This window comes from Flavobacterium solisilvae (assembly GCF_012911605.1).
Lineage (GTDB): Bacteria > Bacteroidota > Bacteroidia > Flavobacteriales > Flavobacteriaceae > Flavobacterium > Flavobacterium solisilvae.
The window spans coordinates 1-26,163 of the sequence record NZ_JAAMPT010000209.1; the positions used below are offsets into that span (position 1 = coordinate 1).

Below are 26,163 nucleotides of genomic sequence, written 5' to 3' on the forward strand. Positions count from 1 at the left end.
AAGTGTTTAAGTCTTAATCGAACTATGAGTTTTACTCGGAGTAATTGTTAGTTTACTTAAACACTTTTCTCTTTTCTAAATTTACCTAAATTTATTAAAACAAATCTAAAGGAGTATTTTTGTTTCGTTTCTCGATACTTTTGCCTTTGGCAAACACTCGAAATGACGAAACAAAAATGTATCGAGAACTATTTTATGTAATTATTAATTTTTTCTTTCATTTCCTCATTAAAAGCTTCAGCTTTGATACTTTGTCTATCTTCTTCAATTTTTACATTTACTAAAGTTACTTCGCCTTCCAAAACAGTTTGTTCGTTTTGGTTTACAAATTGAAATCCGCAAACAATAGATGATGTTTTCAATTCTTTTACCCACAATTTTTTGGTTAGAATTTCTCCAATTCTTGCTGCGTTTTTAAATTGTACTTTCAAATCTACTGTTGGAATGCCATTGGTTTCGTGCATTTTGGAGAATGGTCTTTCCAGCGCTTCTTCAAACCAATCTTCTACTAAATCGTTTAACATTTCCAGAAAACGAGGATAGAATACTATTCCAGCGTAATCAACGTGTTTGAATTTTATTTTTTCTTGTTTTGTAAATGTTTCCATGATTATTATTTCAACCCTGTCAGAACTCAGACAGGGTTTGATATTTAAAAACTCTCATTACTTGCTTCTTTCCAAAAGTACAAAATAACTTTAATTTTAATTTTGATATTATAATGTAATAATTTGTAAATAAAAAAACTCTACCTAAATACCTTGATATTTAGATAGAGTTATTAATTCAAATAAGATTTTTTTTATTTTTTTATCATTTTTAGCATTTTAATATTCTCATCTTGCTGAATAATAATATTATAAACTCCATTAGGATAATTTTGTCCAATATTTGTTTTTTCTAATTCTAATACTGAAATTGCTTTAGATTCTATTTTTCTTCCAAGTATATCATATACTTTTATACTCAAATTAGAACTACTATTTGAATTTAATTTTAATAGGAAACCATCATCAAATGGGTTTGGATATGCTGTAATTTGGAAATTATTATTGTTAAAATCAGATATATTTAATCCACAATCATGTATAGCCATATTGGTGTCATCGCAATCGGTGTTATCAACAACATATCCAGTAGGTATTGTTCCAGAACAAGATGCTACCGAATTTGAAGCATTTCCAAAACCATCTCCATCAGCATCAGCATAATAAGTTGCATTTTGGGATATTATGTCATAGTTTATTACGACTTTACCATTACCTTGATTAACACCATTTTGAAAATTGGTTGCATCAGCACCATTAAACCAGTTGGTTCCAGCCGAACCACCACCTCCAGCACCAACAGCACTTCCGTTGCAGGTTGAGTTGCCTCCAGAGCCACCACCACCGCCATTTCCGCCAATATAGCCACCACCACCACCACCGCCACTTGGTAATGCGAATCCTGCTGTAATTCCTCTACCTCCATTTCCACCATTGTTTGAAGAGTAAGGTTGTCCATTATCGCCTAAATATATACTGCATCCGTTGCCTTTTATTCCTATAGATGTAGAAGTACCAGCAGTAGCTCCTAGAGAAATTAATCCAGTTGAAATTTCAGTAGTTGATTGTCCGTTTTGACCGTCTAATGAATTGCCGTAAATGGCGTAATTTCCTCCACCATTACCACCATTACCACCAGTAAAATCAAAATTATTATTAAAATGTCCTCCAGCATTTCCGCCACCGCCACCGCCACCAGCTACTTGTTTTCTGTCTGACAATGAATTTGATGGAAAACGAATGTCTGACGCACCACCACCACCACCAGAATAATTTGTATTTACAGATCCTACAGTTATATATCCGTTTCCTCCGCCGTTATAGCCTCCAGTATTTTGATAGGCTTGACCGCCAACAAAAATATGAAGTACTTCTCCTGATGTTAGTGAATTCCAATTTCCAGAAACTCTATTTCCTGATCCTCCAATTCCTGGGCTGTTGATTGTTGGTACTTTTGTTAATCCGTTTGCTCCTTGAGCACCATAAGCTGTGATGGATACATTAGTAGCTCCTGGAGGCACTACCCATATTTGTTGGTATCCTGTATAATCAAAAACTAATGTGTTTGAAGTGCCGCAAGGATTGATGCTAGCATTCAAATCATCTAGATCTAAATTATTTCCTACATATCCATTTGGTATTCCTGTGCATGACATTCCTGCAATGGTTTGATCGCCAAACCCATCGCCGTCTGCATCATTGTAATATCTAATAACTGGATTTACATGAATAGTCATAGTAGTTGGTAACGCACATTGCATCTCATTAGGAGTAAACGTATAAGTTGTAGTTATAGTATTGTTAATAGCTGGAGACCAAATTCCAGTAATTCCATTTGTTGATGTAGTTGGTAAATTATTCAAATTATTCCCTATACAAATTGGGGGCACTTGAGTAAAACTTGGAATTATTGTAGCTGGATTAATTGTAATTGCCACTGGATTTCTTTGACTTTCTATACCAGCAATTGTTTGAGAAACATAGTATGTTCCAGTTTGTAATAGTGTTCCAGGAAATAAAGGGATTCCTCCTGCTGCTACATCATACCATTTTAAATTAGTGCCTGTAGCAACTAATGAACTTACTGTTGCATCTTGACAAAATGTTTGTGGTTGAGCAGAGGGTATATTAACACAATTTTCATCAATTAATCCATTACAATTATCATCAATTCCGTTGTTACAAATTTCTGTTGCAAATGGATTTATAGAAGCATTATTATCATTACAATCAGTGCTGTTTGTAACATATCCAGTAGGTGCTCCTGTTGATGATTGTATAGTTGCGTTTATGTTTCCATATCCATCTGTATCTGCATCTGCATAATAAGTTATTGTTGAATTATTCAAATCATAAGTAATAATTACATAACCGTTACCATAGTTAATTCCGTTTTGAAAATCTGTTGGAGTTGCCCCATTAAACCAATTAGTTCCAGCGGATCCACCTCCACCTCCACCAATTGCATTTCCTAAACAATTTGAATTCCCAGTAGAGCCACCACCACCACCAGTACCACCTGTGTAGCCACCGCCACCAGCACCACCATCAGGTTTTCCAAGTGAATTTACTCCATTTCCACCACTTCCTCCAATATACCAGTTGTTTGTTTCTCCATTTGTGCCTTTGAAACCCATGCAACCATCACCAGCAATTCCAAAAGAAGTTGGTGTGCCTCCTAGTGCTCCTGGTGCTACTTGTCCGTTTGTGTCTGTAGCATCCTGTCCATTTTGTCCATCTAATGAATTTCCGTATAAGGTATTGTTGCCACCACCATTTCCGCCGTTTCCACTTGTAAAATCATAATTTATCCAATGACCTCCTGAAGCGCCGCCGCCGCCGCCGCCGCCAGCAACTTGTTTTCTGTCTAAAATTGAATTGGTTGGAAAACGTACATCTGTAGCACCACCTCCACCACCTGACCAAATTCCGTTTATTCCGTTAACGCTTCCGCCTCCATTATATCCTCCTTGGTGATCTATTGCTTTTGAACCTACATATATATAAAGTATATCCCCAGGGTTTACAAAATTCCAATTTCCCGAAACTCTATTGCCTAAACCTGCTAATCCGCCAATACATTGTGAACCAATTTTACTTTTTCCTGCAGCTCCTTGGGCTCCATAAGTTGTTACTCTTACATTGGTAGCACCAGGAGGAACTATCCAAGTTTGAACTGCTCCTGTATAACTAAATGTAACTAAATTGTTGATTTCAACTCCTGGGTGAATATTTGAATCAGTATCATTTGTGTCTAAATTATTGCCAACATACCCAGCAGGTGCACCAATACATGATGTTTGGGTTACTGTTGGATCACCGTAACTATCGTTATCTGCATCAGCATAATATGTTATCGTTGGATTTACGTTTATGGTTAATGTTGTTTGTTTTGCACATTGACCAGGATTTGGTGTAAATGTATAAGTTGTTGTAATAATATTATTTGTTGTTGTAGGGTGCCATACACCAGTAATACCGTTATTTGAAGTTGTAGGTAAAGAACCAATAAATCCACCTTCGCATATTGGAGCAATTGGAGTAAATGCAGGAATTATATTTGGAGGAGGAATATTTACTTGAATTGGTATTCTTGTACTTTCAATTCCTCCAATTGTTTGAGATACATATATTATTCCTGAAACTAAATACGAAGGAAATGCAGTTTGAGGAGGCGTTCCACCAGGAAGGTAAAAACCGTTTACAAAATCGATTCCATCAGTAGTTGTCATAATATTACTTCCGCCAGTTTCATTTATATACCATTTTAAGTTTAATCCATTTACTACTAAATCGTTTATAGTTGAGCCAGCGCATAATGTTTGAGGACTAACCGCTGTTGGGGGAGGAGTAGCACAGTTTTCATCGATAACACCATCACAATTGTCATCAATTCCATTACCACATATTTCTGTTGCATTTGGATGAATATTTGCATTATTATCATTGCAATCAATACTATTGGCTACATATCCAGCAGGTGTACCTGTATTTGATATTTGTGTTATTGCAAAATTACCGTATCCGTCTGAATCAGCATCTGCATAATAAGTGTAGTTTTGATTGTCTAAATAATATGTAATTACTACATACCCGTTGCTGTTGTTGATTCCATTTTGATAATCTCCAGGTGTAGCCCCATTAAACCAGTTGGTTCCAGCAGAGCCACCTCCACCTGCCCCCATAGCATTTCCTAAACAATTAGAATTACCTATAGAGCCGCCACCGCCACCATTACCGCCAAAATAGCCACCGCCACCGCCACCGCCGTGAGGTTGATTGTTGTATGGTGTAATACTGCCAAAACCACCATCACCACCAAGTTCATTGATATGAGGAGTTCCATTGCTACCTATATATCCTGAACAACCATTGGCATATAAACCAACACTTGTTGTGGTTCCTCCTGTTGCGCCAGGGGAAGTTAAATTAGTACTAGTATCTGTAGTAGTTTCTCCGTTTTGTCCATCTAATGAATTTCCATTTAATGAAAAATTTCCGCCACCGTTTCCGCCACTACCATTAATAAAATTTAAAGCATTAGGTTGATAGTTCTCATAAATTAAACTTCCAGCACCGCCACCGCCACCGCCACCGCCAGATACTTGTTTTCTGTCGGTTATTGCATTTGTTGGGAAACGAATATCTGTAGCGCCACCGCCACCTCCAGAATAATACCATAACGGAGGTATAATTATTCCAGGCCATTGAAAAGAATGTCCGTTGCCACCTCCATTATAACCGCCTATATCTTTATTTGCTTCGCCGCCTACATAAATATAAATAACATCACCTGGATTTAAAAAATTCCAGTTGCCTGTAACTCTGTTTCCTAAACCTGCTTGCCCCCCAGAATTTTTTGTAGGGTAAATTGTGGTTCCGCTTGATCCTCTAGCACCATAAGTAGTAATGCTTATGTTTGAAGCTCCCGCAGGTACTGTCCAAATTTGTTCGGAACCTGTATAATTAAAAATAAATTGCTCTTGCGACCATAAACAAGATAAACTTGTTAGCCAAATGAGTAGTGATAGTTTTAGTTTCATGAGTAATTGAAATTTTAGAGGTTCATTTCAATTACAAAATTAGATACTAAAAAAAGAGTAAAAAATATAAGTTTTATTAGGGCAAACCTAGTTTAATTTTATCTAAATTTATTATGAAGTGGGATAGTGAAAGAGACGGTTACTCCATTGTCAGTTGAGTTTGTAATATTTAAGGATCCTTCTAATGTTTCGATTCTTTTGTTAAAATTCTTTAAGCCATTACTTCCTTTTCTAATTTTTTCTGGATTATATCCAATTCCATTATCTGATATGGTTATTTTTAAATCATTGCTTATTTCAAAATGTATTGAAATTATTGTTGCTTTTGAGTGTTTTATGGCATTATTTACAGCTTCTTTTGCTAATAAATACGTATTTCTATTTTCTTTCCAACCAAAAATTACATTTGGTATATTTGTTGGAGGTTCACATATAAATTCGATGCTGGCATTATGAACCATTTCGCTGCATTGACTTCTTATATAATAAATTAATTCGTCTAATTTTTGATTGCCTTGATTTAATGCCCAAATTATTTCATTCATTTTTTCGACAGCTTCATCGCTAAGACTTATAATTTTTTCGATTTCTGAATTTTTTATACCTTCATTATTTTTTAAAATAGTTGATATATATCTAATTCTACTTAATCCAGCTCCAACATCATCGTGCATATCGTTGGCAATTCTTATTCGTTCTTCTGCAATGGCTAGTTGTTTTTCTTGCAGTATAAATTTCTTTTTGTTTTGATAGTTTTTATACTGCAAATAGGTAAATATTGTAATTCCAATTATACCAATGATTAAACTAAATATTATCCATAGTTTTTGTTTGCTTTTATATTTCTGGATTTCACTTTCGTGGGTTAGATTTTTTATTTTTAGTTCTTTTTTTTCGGTTTCATATTTAGCTTCAAGTTCTTGAGTATTTTTAATGATGTCGTCATTTACTAATTGACTATCGATTGATTTTGCTTTATCAAAAAAATAATTTCCGTTTTTTAAATCTCCTAAAGAGAATGAAATTTTACTTTTTAGTTCATAAATGAATTTCATTTCTTCTAAAATGGTGTCTTTTAAAGCATAGTGTAAAGATTTGTCTGCAAAAACTTGTGCTTCTTGATTTTTTTTGTTATAAAAATAAGCTTCTGCAAGTCCTTTGTATCCTGATGAATACATTTCATTAGTGCCATAATCTTTGCAATAATTAAAATGATTTTGTGCAACACTAATCATTTTTGAATATTTGCCTAGTAATTTATAAGTATCTAAAATATTGTTAGAAAAAACTGCAAGTTGGTATTTATCTCCTTGTTTTTTAGCTGTTTCTAATCCTTTTAAATACAATGGCATTGCTTCATTATATTTTTTTAAATAGCATAATATATTTGCTTTTGTGTTTAGAGATGCTATGTAGTTATCTGTTGCAAATCCTTTTTCATTTAATAAAATAGCTTTGTCTATATAAAGTAACGCTTTTTGATATTGTTCTATTCTTGGATAAATGATGGCTAGATTAGCATACATTCTTGCTAAAAAATCTTTATTATTACTTTTTTCGAATAATTTTAAAGCTTTTAGGTTATACTCAATCGCTTTTTGATAATTATTTAAATAAATGTAAGTTGTGCCTACATTTGCCAAACAACGTCCAATCCATAAATAATCGTTTGTTTTTTTTGCAAGTGCAACACTATATAAATTTAGTTGTAATGATTTATTGTATTGTCCTTCAATATTGTAAATTGCTGTAATATTACTAATACTGCTTAATTCCCCTTCAATCCAACGAGTGTTTTTGGCTAAATTATTTGCTTTTAAATAATAGTATAATGCAGAATCGTTTGATTTTTCTTCAAATTTTTGCCCAATTTTTAATAATGACTTTATTTTTAAGGAATCGTTTTTTAAAGATGATTCCGAATTTATAATTTTGTTATTTTGAGCATAACATATTCCAAATATTAAAAGAAAAAACCATTTATTTTTTACCATATACCAAATTTATTGCTTCGGTTTTATTATTTACATGCAATTTTTCATAAATATTATGAATGTGTTGTGTAACTGTACCTATGGTTATTCCTAATTTATGAGCAACTTCTTTGTATAAAAAACCTTTAGACAATAAGAGTAAAATTTCGTTTTCCTTTTTAGTTAAAGCTTCGTGAGTAGGTTTCTTTTTCTCGTTAAAGAAATTGATTACTTTTCTAGCTATTTGTCCACTCATAGGGCTTCCTCCATTATTCAAATCAATAATAGCTTCAATCATTTTATCGGAGGGTGTCTTTTTGAGCATATATCCGCTGGCTCCTGCCGCTAATGCGTCGAATACCTTTTCATCATTTTCATAAATTGTAAAAATCATGAATTGTGTATTTGGGCAATTGTCTTTGACTTTTCTAATACAATCAATACCATTTATGCCAGGCAAATTAATGTCAATAATAGCAATATCGGGGTTGTTTTCTTGTAATAAAGGAATGCCTTCTTCTGCATTATCAACTGCAAAAAGTAGTTTTAAATTATCTTGATTATTAATTAATTGCTCTAAACTACCTCTAATTTCTGGCAAATCTTCTATAATACAAATAGTAATCATAATGCAAAAATAGCAGTTATTTCAAATCAATACCTATAAGTTTACTTATAGATTGCAAACTTAAAATTTCTCACTATTTGCTTTCTTCCAAAAGTACAAAAATTCTTTTGGAACTGTATTTTCATTTAATAAACAGCCTGTTTCCAATTCTGGAAAAGTTTGCGCAAAAGTTTCTACTACATTGCGCTCCACACGCGTACTTACGACATCACGAGTTACATCGTCTGGATGTTTTAAACCTGCCGATGCCATAAGTTCCATTGCGTTTTTTATTGTTTCGTGTTGGAAATTGGCAACTCTTACGCTTTTTTCTTGTGGTACTAAACCTTTGGTTAAATCGGGATTTTGTGTAGCCACACCAGTTGGGCAAGTATTGGCGTGACATTCCAGCGCTTGAATACATCCCAACGCAAACATCATTCCGCGAGCAGAATTACATAAATCGGCACCAAGAGAAAGACATCTAATGATATCAAACCCAGAAATTACTTTTCCGCTGGCAATAATTTTTATTTGACTTTTAATTCCAAATCCGTTTAGACAATCGTACACAAATGCAACTGCATCACGCAATGGCATACCTACGTGGTCTGAATATTCTGGTGGTGCTGCGCCAGTTCCGCCTTCGCCACCATCAACGGTAATAAAATCGAGATAGGTTCGGGTTTCGACCATTGCTTTGCAAATAGCCATAAATTCAGATTTGTTGCCGATGCAAATTTTGATACCAATAGGTTTTCCGCCCGAATGGTTGCGCAATAATTTTACAAAATCCATCAACTCCAACGGATTTGAAAATGCCGAATGTTTTGGCGGTGAAATGATATCGTGTCCTTTATCAACTAATCGAATGGCTGCAATTTCATCGGTTACTTTTTCTTTGGGTAAAATTCCGCCGTGGCCAGGTTTTGCACCTTGTGAAAATTTGATTTCTATCATTTTTACATTATCCAAAGTAGCACGTTTGGTAAACTCTTCTACCGAAAATTTCCCGTCTGGTGTTCGTGTGCTAAAATATCCTGTTCCAATGTTCCACACCACATCGCCACCAGGTTCAAGATGATAAGGCGACAAACCACCTTCACCTGTATTGTGGTAAAAACCACCTTGTTTTGCTCCAGCATTCAGCGCCAAAATAGCATTTTTACTCAATGAACCATAACTCATGGCGCTGATATTGAACATACTCGACATATAGGGTTTTGTACATTGTGATGAACCAATTTTTACTCGTGGTTGTTCTTCACTATGCGAAAAAGGAATAGCATTCAAACTATGATTAATCCATTCGTAACCTACATTATACACATCGAGTTGCGTACCAAAAGGTTTGGTAGAAGTTTCTTTTTTACTACGTTGATACACCATACTGCGTTGTAATCTATCGAATGGTTTGCCTTCGGTATCGGTTTCAATAAAATATTGACGCATTTCTGGTCCGAGTTCTTCTAGCAAATAACGCATTCTTCCCAATAAAGGAAAATTTCTACGAATGGTATGTTTGGATTGATACATATCGTATAACCCCATTACTATCAATGGAACGAAGATGAATAGGAGTAAGCTAAATTTCCAATCGACGTATACTAAAATGCCGATGATTGCTAAAATGGTGATGGATGTGATGATGAATGCTTTTCTCATTTTGGTTTATTTTTTACCATGAATGTTCGAATGTTATTAAACATCCTTTTTTCTTCATTATTTACATTTTTATGATTTATCTCTCTCGTCCAAAAGACGAGATCGAAATGACAAGATTACGTTTTATTTTACTAATTACTTTTGACTTTTCACTTTTGACTTTTCACTTTAAAATCACTTCAACTTAAACCGTTGTATTTTTCCTGTTTCGGTTTTGGGTAAGCTTTCTGTAAAATAAATAACTCTTGGGTATTTATAAGGCGCAGCCGTTTGTTTAAACCAATGTTGAATGTGATTTTTCATACTCTCGGTAGCTTTGGTTTGGTCTTTTAAAACAATATGCGCGCAAACCAACATACCACGTTCTTCATCGGGTAAACCTACAACAGCGCATTCTAAAATATCTTCGTGAGTAAGCAAAACACTTTCTACTTCAATAGCAGCTATATTGTATCCTGCCGAAATAATCATATCGTCGCCTCGAGCTACGAACCAAAAATAGCCGTCTTCATCTTGCCGAAAAATATCGCCTGTAATATTCCAGCCGTTTTCTACGTATTCTTTTTGTTTGTCTTCTCGGTTCAAATATTTACAACCAGTAATGCCTCTAACAGCTAATCTTCCGGGTTCGTTTCTTGGTAATTCGTTTCCGTTAGTATCAATAATTTTGGCTTCATAACCCGTAATAGCTACACCAGTTGCACCAGGTTTCATATTTTTTTCATTCGACGAAATAAAAATATGCAGCATTTCGGTAGCACCAATGCCATCAATGATTTTTAAACCTGTAGCATCATACCAATCTTGCCAAACCTTCATGGGCAAGGTTTCACCAGCAGAGACACATTTGCGCAAGCTGGAAATATCAAAAGCTGCAACTTTGGTAGTAATGATTCGCCAAGCCGTTGGAGCTGTAAAACATATGGTGATTTTGTAGTCTTGAATGGCTTGAAGCAAAATATCTGGGCTTGGTTTTTCTATTAAAAAAGTAGAAGCACCAAAATACATTGGAAATAAAACCAATCCGCCTAAACCGAAGGTAAATCCTAATGGCGGACTTCCTGTAAACACATCATTTTGTGTTGGTTGTAATGAATATTGTGGAAATGCTTCGCAGATGTTCAGAATATCTTTGTGATAATGCGATGTCATTTTTGGCAAACCTGTTGTTCCTGATGTAAATCCGATTAAGGCAATACTGTCTGATTTTGAGTGATAATTGGAGAATGTTTTGGGTTTGGAAACCATCAATTTTTCTAATCCCGAAGCTTCGGGACTATTTCTGAAATAAATCTTTTTTTTAAGAAAATTTGATTTTACTAAATTCATTTCTTCTGAAAGTTCGCTGTCGCAAATGGTATGCGAAATCTCGGCACAATCGATTATGGTTGTTAATTCTTTGGCACGAAGTAACGGCATGGTTGCGACTACAATTCCGCCGGCTTTCAAGATTGCAAACCAACAAGCGACCATCATTGGATTATTGGCAGAACGAATTAAAACTCTATTACCTGATTTCAGTCCTAAATCATCAACCAAAACATGAGCGATTTGATTGGATTTCTCGTATACATCTTGATACGTCCAAGTTTCTGAGAAGGTACGAATGCAAATGTTGTTACCGTTTCCATTTTCTATATGATAATCCAACAATCGATGAACACAATTGAGCATTTCTGGTCTTTGAAACTGAGGTAAATCCAAAAAGGAATAGTCTGGCATTAAATCCTGATTTGGTAAATTATTGTGGGCAAAATTATCTTCGTAATGCTTCATAATTATTTCTTGTTACTCTTCGGTTTCAACGCTTTCTTCATTCCTTCCATTTGCTTTCTCTCATTGGCTTGTAGCGGATACAAATGCGAAATTCCCATTTTGTATTGATTTGGAATATCATCAGGTTGAAAATTTTCATAAGCCTGAGCATTTCTAACGAAATTGGCATCCAATAATAATGGTTTTCCTAAAGCCACTAAATCAGCTTTACCATTTAAAATTATGGTGTTTATTTGATCAATATCGGTTATGTTTCCAGCTGTAATCGTTGGAATATCAATTGAGTTTCTGACCAAATCTGAAAATGGAACTTGCCACATTCTTCCGGTTTGTGGTTTTTGATGAGCAACGGTATTTCCGGTAGAAACATTGATAATGTCAGCTCCAGCATTTTTGAAAGCAGATGCAATTGCGAGAACATCTTCTTCTGAAATTCCGTTTTCTGCCCAATCGGTTGCTGAAATTCGAACGGACATTGGTTTTTCTATTGGGAAAACGTTTCGCATTTCGGTGAAAACTTTTAGTGGAAATTTCAATCGGTTTTCGATGCTTCCGCCAAATTCATCAGTTCTGATATTAGTTAATGGCGATAGGAAAGAAGCTAATAAAAATCCGTGATGTGCTTGCAATTCAATCATATCAAATCCTGCTTTTTCTGAATTTATCGTTGCCTGAACAAATTGAGAAGTTATCAAATCCATATCTGATAAAGTCATTTTTTTTGGAATAATTCCATCTTCATGAAATGGAATAGCCGAAGCAGAAAGTAATTCCCATTTTTCACCACTAAAACTATTTTCCCAAGGAATTTTAGAACAACCTTTTCTACCAGAATGTCCCAATTGAATTCCGATTTTGGTTTGCGTATTTTTATGAATGAAATCGTTAATTCGTTTCCAAGCTGTAATTTGACTTTCGTTATAAATTCCGGCGCAACCTTCAGTAATTCTTCCTGTGTTTGAAACCGCAGTCATTTCTGTTAAAATCAATCCTAATCCGCTAACTGCACGAGAAGTATAATGTTGAAAATGCCAGTCGTTTACTAAACCATTTTCTGCGGAATATTGTCCCATAGACGACATTACAATTCGGTTTTGCAATTCTAAATCTCTTATTTTGAATTTTGAAAATGCTGCTGATTGATTTTTGATATTGATATTGAAATTGTTATTGAACTCTTCTAAAACTTTATTTGTAAAACTTTCATCTCTCAATCTTAAATTCTCGTAAGTGACTTTTTTTGCTCGTGTCATGCAGCCAAAAGCAAATTGATAAAACGGATGCTGATTATGTCGGTTCATATTTTCAAACCAATCTAACGACACTAATGCCGCATATTGTATCATTTCTACCGTATTTCTGCGGAATTTATCGTATTGTTGAAAAGCAGCTTGAACATCGTTTGGATTAGCCAAAACCGCATCAGATAAACCAATGGCACTATCCATCGCTAATTTTGTTCCTGAACCAATGGAATAATGTGCTGTAGCTTTTGCATCGCCGAGAAGAACAATATTTTTATTATGCCAATTTTGGTTAGTAACATGCGGAAATTGTCGCCAATGTGATTTATTTGAAATTAGCGGATGACCGTCGAGTTCCTCTTTAAATAGTTCGGAAATTTTAGCAATAGTATCAGCTTCATTGGTAACTTCAAAATTAAATTTTTGCCAGGTTTCATCGGAACATTCAAAAATCCAAGTACTCATTCCGGCTTCGTATTGATAGGAATGCGCAACGATTAATCCGTGTTTGGTATTTCTAAAAAAATAGGTAAACGCATCAAGTGGTTTTGTAGAACCAAGCCAAACGAAACGGTTTTTCTTCAATTCGATTTTAGTCCCGAATTCAGATGCAAATTGGGTTCTGATTTGGCTTCCAATTCCATCACAAGCGACAATGATATCTGCATCTTTAAATTGATTTAAGTCGTCAATATTTTGTTCAAAATGAAGATTTACACCTTCTTCATGACAACGTTGATGTAATAATTTCAATAATGTTTTTCGGGAACAACCGCAAAATCCGTTTCCTGCAATGCTAACTTCCTGACCATCGCGAGCAATTATGATGTCGTCCCAATAAGCGAATTTGCTTCGGATTAATTCATACGATTGCATGTCGCGTTTTAGGAATTCGCCCAGCGTTTCATCTGAAAAAACTACTCCAAAACCGAAACTATCATCAGGTCTGTTGCGTTCATATACTGTTATTTCCCAATCAGGACGCGCTTTTTTTGTTAATATCGAAAAGTACAATCCGCCTGGACCGCCACCAATTACTGTTATTTTCATGTTGTCATTGTGAGGAATTAAAGAAACTTCTCCTCAATATTTAATGTTGTTTTTTAGAACACAGATTTAAGAAATTTCAAAAATTATTATAATTTCTCTAATTTCTTAAATCTGTATTCCTTATAAATTATCCTCTTTTGATAGAAAACATTTCTCCAATTTTACTATAATTAGAACCCGCTAATCGAGCAACAGGTTTGTAGTTTTCTAAATTGATTTTATAATTATCCAAAAGCATTTTTTCATCATAATGCATCATAACAATTTTGCCTATCAAAACACACGCTCCGCCTTGTTGATGTCCTTCAAGAAAGTAGTGGTGAACTAATTCGCATTCAAAATGAATCGGACTTTCTTTCACTCGCATCGGTTTTATTTTTACCGATGGAATAGGCGTAAGATTGGCTAAATCAAATTCACTTTCATCGGCTGGAATGCTTTGCGACGTGGTATTCATTTGTTCTACAACCTCTTCGGTAACCATATTAACGACAAATTGTTTTGTAGTTAATACATTATTTAAGGTGTCTTTATTTTTATTATTATCTCTTCGGGTAGAAAACATGACATGTGGCGGATCATCGCCAAGCATATTAAAATAGGAAAAAGGAGCAAGGTTGTTGATGCCGTCTTCGCTTATGGAAGAAATCCAACCAATTGGTCGTGGAATAATCGTGCCAGTCAGTAACTTATAGATAGCACTTGCTTCTAATTCGTTTGGGTCGAGTGTCATTATTTTTGTATGGTTTAGTTTGTTTTTTAAATAGTTCATAAAAATACTAAAATAAAAATGGTAAACAAATCGATTAAAACGTCATTTATTTTATCATATTATAAAAAACTTTGTGACCTTTGTGCTAAATTCTCAAAAAACAGATGAAAGCAACGATAGTTACTATTGGCGATGAAATATTGATAGGTCAAATTGTAGATACCAACTCCGGATATATTGCTAAAGCTTTGGATAAAATTGGAGTTCAAACGCATGAGATGATTTCCATTTCGGATGATAAGAAACATATAGTTGATACTTTTGAAAAACTTCAAAACAATGTAGATTTGGTTATTATAACTGGCGGACTTGGACCAACCAAAGACGATGTGACCAAAAAAACATTCTGCGATTATTTTGACGATATTTTAATCGAAGATAAAGTGGTTTTAGCGCATGTAACCCAATTGATAGAAGGAATTTACAAACGACCAATTTCACAAGTAAATAAAGATCAAGCACTTGTTCCGTCAAAATGCACTGTTCTTTTTAATAAAATGGGAACAGCACCAGGAATGTGGATGAAGAAAGAAAACACTGTTTTTGTTTCGTTGCCTGGCGTTCCTTATGAAATGAAGTATTTGGTTGATAACGAAATTGTTCCAAAAATCGTCCAAGAATACGAACGACCATATATTATTCACAAAACCATTTTGACTTATGGTCAAGGCGAAAGTTTAGTAGCTGAACGAATTGAAAACTGGGAAAATAATTTACCCGAATTCATAAAACTAGCCTATTTACCAAGTCCAGGAAGAGTTCGTTTGCGATTAACAGCTCGTGGCGAAAATCAAGAAATACTAGAAAAAGCCATCCAAGAAAACGTAGAAAGTTTAACCAAAATAATCAACGATATTATAGTTGGTTTTGACGAAAATGAAACTATAGAAGTTGTCGTTGGACGATTGTTAGCTTCTCAAAATAAAACAATTGCCACCGCCGAAAGTTGTACCGGAGGAAAAATTGCCCAAATGCTAACATCGGTTTCTGGCGCGTCAAATTATTTTAGAGGAAGCGTTGTGAGTTATGCAACCGATACTAAGATTTCTGTTTTAGGCGTTTCGGCTGATGTTATTAAGGAGAGAACAGTTGTCAGTCATGAAGTTGCTTCAGCTATGGCAATAGGTGTTCAAAAAGTAATGAAAACCGATTACGCTATTGCAACTACAGGAAACGCCGGACCAAACAAAGGCGATTCAAATGCCGAGGTTGGAACCGTTTTTATAGCATTAGCAACACCAAATGAAATTATTGTAGAAGAATTTAATTTCGGTCAACCACGTGAAAAAGTGATAGATAGAACCGTAAATAAAGCTTTAGAAATGCTTCAAAAAGAAATTTTAAAAAATCTGCAATAATTTTTTTGTTACAATGATTTATTTTGCGTAAGTTTGCACCCTGATTTTGAATAACGATAAAAGAAAAGCATAATGTCAAGAGTTTGTGACCTTACAGGTAAAAGAGCGATGGTAGGAAATAATGTTTCTCACGCTATGAACAAAACTAAGAGAAAATTTTCTGTAAACTTAGTTAAAAAACGTTTCTATCTTGCTGAAGAAGACAGATGGATTACGCTAAGAGTAGCTGCATCTACAATTAAAACTATTAACAAAAAAGGTTTAGCTGCTGTGTTGAAAGATGCAAAAGCAAACGGATTTATCGGATAATTCGATAACCTATTTAAAAAATAAAGTACGATGGCAAAGAAAGGTAATAGAATCCAAGTAATTTTAGAGTGTACAGAACATAAAGCAACAGGACTTCCTGGAACTTCTCGTTATATCACTAAGAAAAACAAAAAAAATACTCCAGACAGATTAGAGATTAAAAAATTTAATCCAATCTTAAAGAGAATGACTGTTCATAAAGAGATTAAATAATTTAGAAATTTTTACACAAAAAGTTTCCAATAAAACAATATAAGTCATGGCAAAGAAAACCGTAGCAACGTTACAAACAGCATCAAAAAGATTAACCAAAGCAATCAAAATGGTTAAATCTCCAAAAACTGGTGCATACACTTTCCAGGAAGCAATCATGTCTCCAGAAGAAGTAGATACATTCTTAACAAAGAAATAATCAAACAAACTCAATATATCAAAGCTACTTTCATTCGGAAGTAGCTTTTTTATTTTTATATTTGTCGAACAAATTTGAAGCCAAGCCAATAGCATTTTTTAAATGTAGTTCCTGCTTTCCGTTGCAATCCGTCATTGCGAGCTTGCGAAGCAATCTCACAAAGTCGGGATTTACACTACAATCAGGGCTAAACTAAAACAAAAGGCTTCTATTTAAACCATGAACAAAAAAGTATGAGTTTTTTTAAAAGAATATTTTCCTCAGAAAAAAAGGAAACACTAGATAAAGGTTTAGAACAAACCAAGACATCATTTTTCTCCAAGCTAACTAAAGCCGTAGCCGGAAAATCAAAAGTAGATGACGAAGTTTTAGACAACCTAGAAGAAGTATTAGTTTCTTCAGACGTTGGCGTAAACACAACGTTAAAAATCATCGAGCGAATAGAAGAACGCGTTTCTCGTGACAAATACCTTGGAACCGAAGAACTAAACCAAATCCTTCGAGAAGAAATAGCAGCATTACTTTCTGAAACCAAATCAGGCGAAGAAACCGAATTCACTATTCCAGCCAATAAAAAACCATACGTAATTATGGTAGTTGGTGTAAACGGCGTTGGAAAAACCACAACCATTGGTAAACTAGCCTATCAGTTCAAAAAAGCAGGATACAAAGTTGTACTTGGCGCAGCCGATACATTCCGTGCCGCAGCAATCGACCAATTGCAAATTTGGGCAGATAGAGTTGACGTTCCAATCGTAAAACAACAAATGGGAAGCGATCCAGCATCAGTAGCATTTGATACATTACAAAGTGCCGTTGCTCAAAATGCCGATGTGGTAATCATTGATACCGCAGGAAGATTACACAACAAAATTGGCTTGATGAACGAACTTTCCAAAGTCAAAAAAGTAATGCAAAAAGTAGTAGAAGATACACCAAACGATGTGCTTTTAGTACTTGACGGTTCAACCGGACAAAACGCATTCGAACAAGCAAAACAATTCACAGCAGCAACCGAAGTTTCCTGTCTAGCCGTTACAAAACTCGACGGAACAGCAAAAGGTGGCGTTGTAATAGGCATTTCAGATCAGTTTCAAATTCCTGTAAAATACATTGGAGTAGGTGAAGGCATTGAAGATTTACAGGTTTTTAACAAACACGAATTTGTTGATTCTTTCTTTAAATAAATAGTAAAAATGAATAAAGCGGTTTCAAATTTTAAAAATACTTCACCATTAAAGTTTATTCTAATTTCAATTGCACTTGGAATAATCGCTACTTTTTTGGAAGACTCATTCAAAAATATATTTCTATTTTTAAGAATAGTGAGTTTTGGATTATTTGTTTATGCTGTTATAAAATATTTTAATTCAAAGAATTAGTTTGTTTTTATTGATAAAGCGCATTAATTTTTTGCCATAATTCATTATCAAATCCTGATAGTGCAAAAGTTGGATTGTCTGGATTGGCAACTTCGCCCATTCTGATGATGACCATTTTTTTACTCGGAACAACATAGATTTTTTGGTCATTTTTACCCAAAGCGGCAAACATATCGCTTGGTGCATTTGGAATTAATGTTCCACTAAATTCAAATTGTGTTTGCGGTAAATGATAACTCGATTTTCCGTTCAACCACCAAAGATAACCATAGGCTTTATTAATTTCTTGTGAAGTCGTCGTTGCTTGCGTGATGTAATTTTTATTCACAATGGTGTTGCCGTTCCATTTTCCTTGGTTTAATATCAACAAACCAAAACGCGCCATATTTCGAGAAGTACTTCGATAAACACTAAGATTATCAATATTAACCCAATTTCCGCCAGTCATTCCAATTTTATCTCTCAATTTGGTGTTGAAATAAGTTGACCAAGTTTGTCCGCTAGTTTGCGCTACAACATCTTGCAGTTTTACATATACATTATGATATGCCCAACGTGTTCCAGCATCGGCAACATATTGAAGATTGGCAGGAGAAACATCATCGCCTAAAGCATCGTTTAAACCAGAACTCATCGATAAAAGATGTTTAACGGTAATCAAATTTTCTTTGGCAATCGGTGCGCTTGTCCAACCTGTTCCTAAATAATCTGAAACTTTATTGTTGATGTTGAGTAAACCTTCATCTTGAGCAATTCCTGTAACAGTTGCTGTTAATGTTTTTCCAGCACTTGCCCAATACCAAAGCGAATTAGCAGTATGACCATTAAAATAATGTTCCAAAACTATCTTTCCATCAACTAAAACAATGAAAGATTTGCTGTTTTTTTCTTCCAAATAATCCAAAAGTGGCGAAACAGCTTCTTGATTCCATCCCAATTCTGAAATGGATTTTGTTGCCCAAGTTACATTTCCATCATTTGGCGGAAAATACATTTGTTCATCGGTAACATCAGTATTAGAATCTGAACTACAACTAAATAATGTTGCAAAAAGTAGAGGTAAAATATTTTTCAACATGACGATTGGTTTCGTTCTTTGACTATAAAAGTATAAAAAGGTTTAATGTTGATAATATTAATTTCAATTAATAATTACTTTATGAATATAAAAATTAAATTTGTGACAATAAGTAACATTCATGACAACATTAGGTTCATTAGCTATAAATTCTATTCATCAAGGCGATTGTGTTGCTTTGTTAAAACAAATTCCAGACAATTCGGTTGATTTAATTTTTGCCGATCCGCCATATAATTTGCAATTGAACGGTGAATTAATTCGTCCTAATCAAACTAAAGTTGATGCTGTAAACGACGAATGGGATAAGTTTGAAAATCTTAGCGTTTATGATACTTTTACCGAAAATTGGCTTAGAGAATGCAAGCGAGTTTTAAAAAAAACAGGAAGTATTTGGGTTATTGGAACGTATCATAATATTTTCAGAGTTGGGGCAAAACTGCAAGATTTAGGATTTTGGATGTTGAACGATGTCGTTTGGATAAAGTCAAATCCGATGCCAAATTTTAAAGGAACACGTTTCAATAATGCACATGAAACGATGCTTTGGGCAACCAAATCAGAGAAATCAAAATTTACGTTTCATTATCATTCGATGAAAACAATGAATGAAGATTTACAAATGAGAAGCGATTGGTTAATTCCAATTTGTCAAGGCGATGAACGAATAAAAGTTAACGGTCAAAAAGCACATTCCACTCAAAAACCTGAAGAATTGTTGTACCGAGTAATTTTGTCAACGTCTAATGTTGGCGATGTTGTACTCGATCCATTTTCGGGAAGCGGAACAACAGCTGCGGTTGCCAAAAAGTTGGGTAGAAATTTTATTGCTTTTGAAAGAGAACAATTTTACATTGATGTTGCCAATGAACGATTGCAAAATATCAAACCGATTGACTTGAATTTATTAGAATATAAAGTTGAGGTCAAAAAACCGAGAATACCGTTTATCAATTTAATCGATAAAGGATTTATAAAAGTTGGCGAACTTCTGTTTTCAAAAGACGAAAAACTTACTGCAAAAATTCAAGCCGATTCGTCTGTAGAAAGCAATGAAATTGTAGGTTCGATACATAAAGTAAGTGCTAAATTATCCAATAAAGAAAGCAGCAACGGATGGACTTTTTGGTATGTAAAACGAAAAGGAAAGCTTGTTGTAATTGATAATTTAAGAGAAGAATTTGCCAAACAATATTTAAAATAATGAAAAGAATAATTTCAATTTTTACCTTTTTACTTTTAGTTTCGTGTCAATCGGAAATTAAGAAAGAAGATTTATCAAAACTCAATGGTTATTGGGAAATTAAAGAAGTTTCAATGCCTTCGGGAGAAAAGAAGGATTATAAAGTCAACGAAACTATTGATTATTTTCAAGTGAAAAATGATGTCGGTTTTCGTCAAAAAGTAATGCCTCGATTTGATGGTAAATTTGGAACCAATGATATCAAAGAAGAAATAAAAATCATTGAAAAAGATGCCCATTTTTTTATTGAATTCAAGACAAATTATGGCAAATGGCAAGAAGAAATTATCACGATTAAGGATTCTACTTTGATACTAAAAAACAAAGAAGAATTGATTTATGAATACAAACGTCACATTCCTTTTAGTTTAAAATAATGGCAAAACGATTAAGCAACGAAAGTTCTATTAGCGATGTTTTAAAAGAGTTTATTGAAGTGAATAAACTCCAAAGCGGCATGGATAAAATCGATGTTCAACAAGCTTGGAAATCGTTGATGGGAAATGGCGTGAATAGTTATACCAAAGAAGTAATTTTGAAAGGTTCAACGCTTTATGTATCGTTAACTTCGGCAGTTTTGCGTGAAGAATTAAGCTATGGAAAAGAAAAAATCATCAAAATGATTAACGAAGAACTCCGAAAAGAAGTGGTTACTGCAATAATTCTCCGATAATTAAACTTAGAAAATAAAACACTTCAGTTTGAGTGATTTTCGACAGAAAATTGTATCGAAAACAAGTGATTTTTCTAAGTGTTGATAGTTAAGTCTTTGATATAATCTTCGTTTTCATAGAAAAAGTACTCAAACTGCGACATTGTTTCGTTGAAAAAGTCAAAAATCGCTTCCCAATTGTTTTTATTATTCAAACTAACGCCTGTTTTTTCAACCCAAATTCTACTGATAACTTTGCCACTTTCGAGGTAAAAATTACGCTCAAAAATAGCTTCGGGTAAATAATCTTCGTGCAAAATTGTTTTTAGCGATTCAATTTTTTCGTAGTAAATTTTACGTTTTTCTTCATCTTTGGGTTCGATGTCTAAAAGAACTTGCGCCTTTTTGTTATCTACAAAAAATTTAAAAGTAACGTCTTTAATCTTAGTATCATACAACAACCATTTTCTCGGATAAGCTTCGGCAAAAGCAATCCAAAAATCCTTTTTTATTCTAAGAGCTTCTTCTTTACTATACATTTTATTGACTTAAAATTTTAGTGCGTTATTTTTTTGAGGTAACTTTATCTTTTTAATTTCAAAAAAATGATATTCGACGAATTTCTGAAATATACGCCAAAAATAGCAAAAGAAGTTACTTTTGCCAGCATTGCTCATGAAAAAATGTCGCCATCTAATCGGTTGGAATTATTACGAAATCTTGATATTAAAAAAGTTAACCCAAAAAAAGCAGCCGTTTTAATGCTTTTTTATCCAAAAAATGGCGCGACACATTTGGTTTTAATTCACAGAACTTCCTATTATGGCGTTCATTCGTCGCAAATTGCTTTTCCTGGTGGAAAGCCCGAAATTGTTGATAAAAATCTGGAAGCAACTGCCTTGAGAGAAACGCACGAAGAAATTGGAATTCATCCTGATAAAGTTGAAATCATTCGCTCGTTTACTGAAGTGTATATTCCGCCGAGTAATTTTATGGTGTATCCTTTTATGGGAATTAGTCATCACGAATTAGAATTTCAGCGACAAGAAGACGAAGTGGCAGGAATTGTCGAATTGCCGTTGATAGATTTTTTGGATGAAAAAATTATCAAAACCAAAACAATGGAAACTTCTTATGCTGGTTCGATAGAAGTTCCAGGATTTGTGGTTGATAATCACTTTGTTTGGGGTGCAACGGCTATGATGCTGAGCGAGTTGAAAGAAACGCTCAAAAGTGTACTTTAAACATTTAGTTTTTTGTAGTTTTGTTGACCTAAAATTTAAAATTATCATGGGTTTATTTAAACGAAATCCTTTTGGTCATATACTTTTTATAAAAAAATGGTTAATCCGAGTTTTTGGAGTTTTAACCCATAGACGTTATCGTGGATTTAACGAATTGCATATTGAAGGTTCAGAAATTTTAAAAGCGTTACCCGATAAAAATGTACTTTTTATTTCCAATCACCAAACCTATTTTGCTGATGTTGTAGCGATGTTTCATGTGTTTAACGCCAGTCTTTCGGGAAGAGTTGATAACATAAAAAACGTGGGTTATTTGTGGCAACCCAAAATGAATATCTATTATGTTGCAGCAAGCGAAACGATGAAAGCGGGATTATTACCTAGAATTTTGGCTTATGTTGGTGCAATTACTGTAGAACGAACTTGGCGCGCTGGCGGAAAAGACGTTACCGAAAAACGAGAAGTAAATCCTAACGATACCGAAAATATTAGAATTGCTTTAAACGATGGTTGGGTTATCACATTTCCGCAAGGAACAACAAAATCGTTTAAACCGGTCAGAAAAGGAACAGCACATATTATTAAACAACACAAACCTATTGTAGTTCCAATTGTAATTGATGGTTTCCGTCGTTCGTTTGATAAAAAAGGATTGCGAATTAAGAAGAAAAATATTTTGCAATCGTTTATCATAAAAGAACCATTGGAAATTGATTATGAAAACGAAACGATTGAGCAAATTGTAGAAAAAGTAGAATATGCTATCGAGCAACATCCATCGTTTTTAAAAGTAATTCCAGCCGAAGAAATTGAAGAGCAAGAACGTTTAAACAAACTCCGTCAATGGAATATAGAAACAGAAAATCCCGAGTAAATCGGGATTTTTTTGTTATAAATCTATCTTTTTTAGTTCTTTATAATTATTGCTTAATCTTCTCAACAAGAAACCATAAAGTAATTTGTAAAACAACCAGAAGATTACTAAAAATACTATCATTACTAAACTAAGCATACAAACGATTTTGATTATCGTTCCATTGCCTTCGTCTTGTGCAATTTGATCTTTAATTAGGCCAAGATCTGGACTGTATAAAAATGCCATCACAAAACCTAAAACAGAACTAACAACTACCATTCCTAGATTATACCAAACATAATTTTGAACTGTTTTTCTTGTTTTAAGAATGTCGTGCATCAACTGTTTGGTAGAATTTGTTGTTGAAATTTTGATATAATTGGTATAAAAGCGATAAATGAACCATAAAATAACAGCCCAATTTATATAGTTTAACACTTTTAAATAAATCATCATTTCTTCAGCATGCATTTGTTTGATATATTCATCCGCATTAAAAATGACGTTCATTAATGTCCATAACGCAAGTTCAAGAATACTGATAATCAAAATCCATTTCACACTTGATGATGAATTTTTATGCAGCATTTTGTAAATTTCGTTTTCAGTAACTTGTTGGAAAGACTGAGTGTCTTTTTGCCAAGCTTTTTTTAATAAATCCAGCTCTTCCATAATCCTTAAGGATTTAGTATTTTAATTAATTTTCCTTTAATTCTGTTCATTTTTACTCTTGCATTTACTTCGGATATACCTAAAGTTTCGGCAATTTCGGTGTAATCTTTGTCTTCTAGATACATATAAACCAGCGCTTTTTCAATGTCATTCAATTGTTGAACAGCTTGATACATTAGTTTTAAACGTTCTTCTTCTTCGTGGTTGTATTCGTCTTGAACAAAGAAATGTTGTTGTGCTTCATAGGTAACAGTGTTTACCGAACGTGTACTTTTTCGATACAAAGTAATTGCCGTGTTCAACGCTACTCGATAAGCCCAAGTTGAAAATTTAGATTCACCTCTAAATTTTGGAAACGCTTTCCATAACTGTATGGTTATTTCTTGAAACAAATCATTATGTGCATCAGAGTCAGCAGTATATAATCGACAAATCTTGTGAACTATATTCTGATTTTCTTTGAGTTGTTTAACAAATGATTGTTCTAGCGTTTCGCTCATATTTTGTTAGTTGTACAAAGGGTGATTTTGTTACAGTTTCAAAAATATAAAAAAAATAAATTCCAAAAATCAACTTCAACTTCAAACAGCAAACAGCAAATTTCGAACAAACCTTGGTTTTTGAACTTGAATTTAGCTTCCTGTCAGTACAAGCTAACTTTAGTGTGACAATTTGAAATTGAAGTTGAAGTTGATTTTTGAAGTTAAAATATCACTAACTTTGCAGCACAAAAAAATCAAATCAAGACTATGAATATTGGACAATTTAACACGTTAACTATCGCTAGAGCAACCAAAGTTGGACTTTTTTTAACCAATGGAAAAGACGATGTTTTATTGCCAATAAAATATGTGCCAAAAACATTTGAAATAGGCGATGAGCTTACTGTTTTTGTCTATCTTGACCACGAAGAACGTCCGGTTGCAACAACTTTGGAACCTTATGTTACTTTGAATGATTTTGCTTTTCTACGCGTAAATTACATCAATAATTTTGGAGCATTTCTCGATTGGGGTTTAGAAAAAGATTTGTTTGTTCCGTTTAAAGAGCAAGCGCGACCAATGGAAAAAGGAAAGCGTTATTTGGTTTACACCTATTTGGACGAAAAAACCAACCGAATTGTAGCTTCCAGCCGAACCAATAAATTCTTGAGTAACGAAGAATTAACGGTTGAAAACGGCGAAGAAGTCGATTTGATTATTTCTCATATTACCGAATTGGGAATTAACGTAATTATAAACAAACTACACAAAGGATTGTTGTATGCTAACGAAGTTTACACAGAAATCAGAACTGGCGATAAACACGTTGGTTACATCAAAAACATTAGACCTGATCATAAAATAGATGTTTCGCTACAAAAATTAGGATATGAAAGTATCGAACCCAATGCGGCGATTATTCTAAACGAACTTCGAGCAAGTCGTGGATTTCTAAGATTGAACGATGATAGTCATCCAGAAGATATCAAGACGGTTTTGAAAATGAGTAAGAAAACATTCAAAAAAGCGATTGGTTCACTTTACAAAGAAAAGAAAATCGATATTCGTCCTGATGGGATTTATTTGTTGGAGAATTGATTAAAAGTGTAAATTAGAGAAACACTTACGATATGAATAACTAAACTATGAACTAATTATGAGTTGGAAGAATTTAATTGTAAATAGAAAGTTAACATTACTAATTTCATTAATTTATGTTTCAATAGGTACTTTGGCAGTTTGTTCAGTTTATCCCCAAGATTATTTTTATGGAGAATGGTCATTATTTGGACTGCTATTTACTTTTCCAGTTACGGTAATTAGTTTTGGTTTCAGATATGGAGATGCCGAATCCTTACTTCCAATATTTATTATACAATTTTTAATGTTTGTGATTACGTTTTTACTTTTACGAATATTTATTAAGAAATGATAAAGGCAAAAGTTAATAGAAAAGATTACGATATTTTAGTTTCTGAACCATGGGATTTTGTATCTCTCGACGGGAAGAATTTGATAAAAGGAGAAATTATCGATATTGTAAGTGAAAGCTGTGTAATTTACAAAACAAATCACAAATTACAATTTGAAAATAAAGAAGGTAATATTTTGATTTTATCACCAAGGCATCGAGAAGACAATTTTGAAAATTTAATCGATGAAAAACTTACTTTTAATTGTAATTTATTAATGTCTAACATTGAATTGACAGAAAACGAAAATGTACTTAAAACTAATTCTAAATTTGTGCTTATCGCAAGTTTTAAAAAGTAAAATGGAACTGTTTAGAAAACTTTCT

Annotated in this window: 25 protein-coding genes; 13 read left to right on the top strand and 12 right to left on the bottom strand. The window is 33.7% G+C overall.

Features of this window, described 5'->3' with window-relative positions; genetic code table 11:
• Nucleotides 1-188 precede the first annotated feature (188 nt).
• From G6042_RS12255 to G6042_RS12290, 8 genes are all read right to left on the bottom strand, one after another.
• Nucleotides 189-608: an acyl-CoA thioesterase gene (locus tag G6042_RS12255; protein ID WP_169524740.1), complete on the bottom strand. Its 420-nt coding sequence runs from the start codon at nt 606-608 to the stop codon at nt 189-191.
• Nucleotides 609-802: 194 nt separating this feature from the next.
• Nucleotides 803-5,590, bottom strand: a complete 4,788-nt coding sequence (locus G6042_RS14460) for a MopE-related protein (RefSeq protein WP_169524741.1) — start codon at nt 5,588-5,590, stop codon at nt 803-805.
• A gap of 98 nt (nt 5,591-5,688) precedes the next feature.
• The gene (locus G6042_RS12265; RefSeq protein ID WP_169524742.1) at nt 5,689-7,584 is read right to left on the bottom strand and encodes a tetratricopeptide repeat-containing sensor histidine kinase; all 1,896 of its coding nucleotides are present in this window, start codon (nt 7,582-7,584) and stop codon (nt 5,689-5,691) included.
• Nucleotides 7,571-8,191, bottom strand: coding sequence for a response regulator (locus G6042_RS12270; RefSeq protein WP_169524743.1), 621 nt, complete (start codon nt 8,189-8,191; stop codon nt 7,571-7,573). The genes G6042_RS12265 and G6042_RS12270 overlap by 14 nt, the downstream gene beginning before the upstream one ends.
• Nucleotides 8,192-8,251: 60 nt before the next feature.
• Nucleotides 8,252-9,835, bottom strand: a complete 1,584-nt coding sequence (locus G6042_RS12275; RefSeq protein ID WP_169524744.1) for an FMN-binding glutamate synthase family protein — start codon at nt 9,833-9,835, stop codon at nt 8,252-8,254.
• A 174-nt stretch (nt 9,836-10,009) separates the two neighbouring features.
• Nucleotides 10,010-11,611: an AMP-binding protein gene (locus G6042_RS12280; RefSeq protein ID WP_169524745.1), complete on the bottom strand. Its 1,602-nt coding sequence runs from the start codon at nt 11,609-11,611 to the stop codon at nt 10,010-10,012.
• A 2-nt stretch (nt 11,612-11,613) separates the two neighbouring features.
• A complete protein-coding gene (locus G6042_RS12285; protein WP_169524746.1) occupies nt 11,614-13,905 on the bottom strand; it encodes an oxidoreductase in 2,292 nt (763 codons plus the stop codon).
• 127 nt (nt 13,906-14,032) lie between these two features.
• Nucleotides 14,033-14,638, bottom strand: a complete 606-nt coding sequence (locus G6042_RS12290; RefSeq protein ID WP_169524747.1) for a flavin reductase family protein — start codon at nt 14,636-14,638, stop codon at nt 14,033-14,035.
• 143 nt (nt 14,639-14,781) lie between these two features.
• Here G6042_RS12290 and G6042_RS12295 point away from each other — a divergent pair, with 143 nt between their 5' ends.
• From G6042_RS12295 to ftsY, 5 genes are all read left to right on the top strand, one after another.
• Nucleotides 14,782-16,035, top strand: a complete 1,254-nt coding sequence (locus tag G6042_RS12295) for a CinA family nicotinamide mononucleotide deamidase-related protein (protein WP_169524748.1) — start codon at nt 14,782-14,784, stop codon at nt 16,033-16,035.
• 72 nt (nt 16,036-16,107) lie between these two features.
• Nucleotides 16,108-16,344, top strand: coding sequence for a 50S ribosomal protein L28 (gene rpmB / locus G6042_RS12300; protein WP_169524749.1), 237 nt, complete (start codon nt 16,108-16,110; stop codon nt 16,342-16,344).
• Nucleotides 16,345-16,374: 30 nt separating this feature from the next.
• Nucleotides 16,375-16,557: a 50S ribosomal protein L33 gene (gene rpmG / locus G6042_RS12305; RefSeq protein ID WP_112112007.1), complete on the top strand. Its 183-nt coding sequence runs from the start codon at nt 16,375-16,377 to the stop codon at nt 16,555-16,557.
• A 46-nt stretch (nt 16,558-16,603) separates the two neighbouring features.
• Complete coding sequence (locus G6042_RS12310; RefSeq protein WP_169524750.1) at nt 16,604-16,756, top strand: DUF4295 domain-containing protein; 153 nt, start codon at nt 16,604-16,606, stop codon at nt 16,754-16,756.
• A gap of 233 nt (nt 16,757-16,989) precedes the next feature.
• The gene (gene ftsY, locus G6042_RS12315) at nt 16,990-17,943 is read left to right on the top strand and encodes a signal recognition particle-docking protein FtsY (protein WP_169524751.1); all 954 of its coding nucleotides are present in this window, start codon (nt 16,990-16,992) and stop codon (nt 17,941-17,943) included.
• Between the two features lie 202 nt (nt 17,944-18,145).
• Here the strand turns inward: ftsY and G6042_RS12320 are convergent, their stop codons facing one another.
• Complete coding sequence (locus G6042_RS12320) at nt 18,146-19,216, bottom strand: serine hydrolase domain-containing protein (RefSeq protein WP_169524752.1); 1,071 nt, start codon at nt 19,214-19,216, stop codon at nt 18,146-18,148.
• 121 nt (nt 19,217-19,337) lie between these two features.
• Here G6042_RS12320 and G6042_RS12325 point away from each other — a divergent pair, with 121 nt between their 5' ends.
• The 3 genes from G6042_RS12325 to G6042_RS12335 are packed head-to-tail and all read left to right on the top strand — an operon-like array spanning nt 19,338 to nt 21,132.
• Nucleotides 19,338-20,420, top strand: coding sequence for a site-specific DNA-methyltransferase (locus tag G6042_RS12325; RefSeq protein ID WP_169524753.1), 1,083 nt, complete (start codon nt 19,338-19,340; stop codon nt 20,418-20,420).
• Nucleotides 20,420-20,836, top strand: a complete 417-nt coding sequence (locus G6042_RS12330; protein ID WP_169524754.1) for a hypothetical protein — start codon at nt 20,420-20,422, stop codon at nt 20,834-20,836. The genes G6042_RS12325 and G6042_RS12330 overlap by 1 nt, the downstream gene beginning before the upstream one ends.
• Entirely contained in the window at nt 20,836-21,132 is a 297-nt protein-coding gene (locus G6042_RS12335; RefSeq protein ID WP_169524755.1) for a DUF721 domain-containing protein, read from the top strand. Before G6042_RS12330 ends, G6042_RS12335 begins: the two co-directional genes overlap by 1 nt.
• 74 nt (nt 21,133-21,206) lie before the next feature.
• Here the strand turns inward: G6042_RS12335 and G6042_RS12340 are convergent, their stop codons facing one another.
• Nucleotides 21,207-21,650, bottom strand: a complete 444-nt coding sequence (locus G6042_RS12340) for a DUF4268 domain-containing protein (protein WP_169524756.1) — start codon at nt 21,648-21,650, stop codon at nt 21,207-21,209.
• 66 nt (nt 21,651-21,716) lie between these two features.
• Here G6042_RS12340 and G6042_RS12345 point away from each other — a divergent pair, with 66 nt between their 5' ends.
• Nucleotides 21,717-22,355, top strand: coding sequence for an NUDIX hydrolase (locus tag G6042_RS12345; protein ID WP_169524757.1), 639 nt, complete (start codon nt 21,717-21,719; stop codon nt 22,353-22,355).
• Nucleotides 22,356-22,401: 46 nt separating this feature from the next.
• Complete coding sequence (locus tag G6042_RS12350; RefSeq protein WP_169524758.1) at nt 22,402-23,229, top strand: lysophospholipid acyltransferase family protein; 828 nt, start codon at nt 22,402-22,404, stop codon at nt 23,227-23,229.
• A gap of 15 nt (nt 23,230-23,244) precedes the next feature.
• Here the strand turns inward: G6042_RS12350 and G6042_RS12355 are convergent, their stop codons facing one another.
• Both G6042_RS12355 and G6042_RS12360 read right to left on the bottom strand, forming a co-directional pair.
• Nucleotides 23,245-23,883 carry a hypothetical protein gene (locus G6042_RS12355; protein WP_169524759.1) on the bottom strand — a complete coding sequence of 213 codons (639 nt, stop codon included), beginning with the start codon at nt 23,881-23,883 and terminating at the stop codon, nt 23,245-23,247.
• 5 nt (nt 23,884-23,888) lie between these two features.
• The gene (locus tag G6042_RS12360; RefSeq protein WP_169524760.1) at nt 23,889-24,383 is read right to left on the bottom strand and encodes an RNA polymerase sigma factor; all 495 of its coding nucleotides are present in this window, start codon (nt 24,381-24,383) and stop codon (nt 23,889-23,891) included.
• A gap of 249 nt (nt 24,384-24,632) precedes the next feature.
• Here G6042_RS12360 and G6042_RS12365 point away from each other — a divergent pair, with 249 nt between their 5' ends.
• Genes G6042_RS12365 through G6042_RS12375 form a run of 3 tightly spaced genes read left to right on the top strand, consistent with a single transcriptional unit; the run spans nt 24,633 to nt 26,138 of the window.
• On the top strand, nt 24,633-25,463 hold the full coding sequence (locus tag G6042_RS12365) for a CvfB family protein (RefSeq protein WP_169524761.1): 831 nt from the start codon (nt 24,633-24,635) through the stop codon (nt 25,461-25,463).
• A 58-nt stretch (nt 25,464-25,521) separates the two neighbouring features.
• Complete coding sequence (locus G6042_RS12370) at nt 25,522-25,797, top strand: hypothetical protein (protein WP_169524762.1); 276 nt, start codon at nt 25,522-25,524, stop codon at nt 25,795-25,797.
• Entirely contained in the window at nt 25,794-26,138 is a 345-nt protein-coding gene (locus tag G6042_RS12375; protein ID WP_169524763.1) for a hypothetical protein, read from the top strand. The genes G6042_RS12370 and G6042_RS12375 overlap by 4 nt, the downstream gene beginning before the upstream one ends.
• Nucleotides 26,139-26,163: the final 25 nt, after the last annotated feature.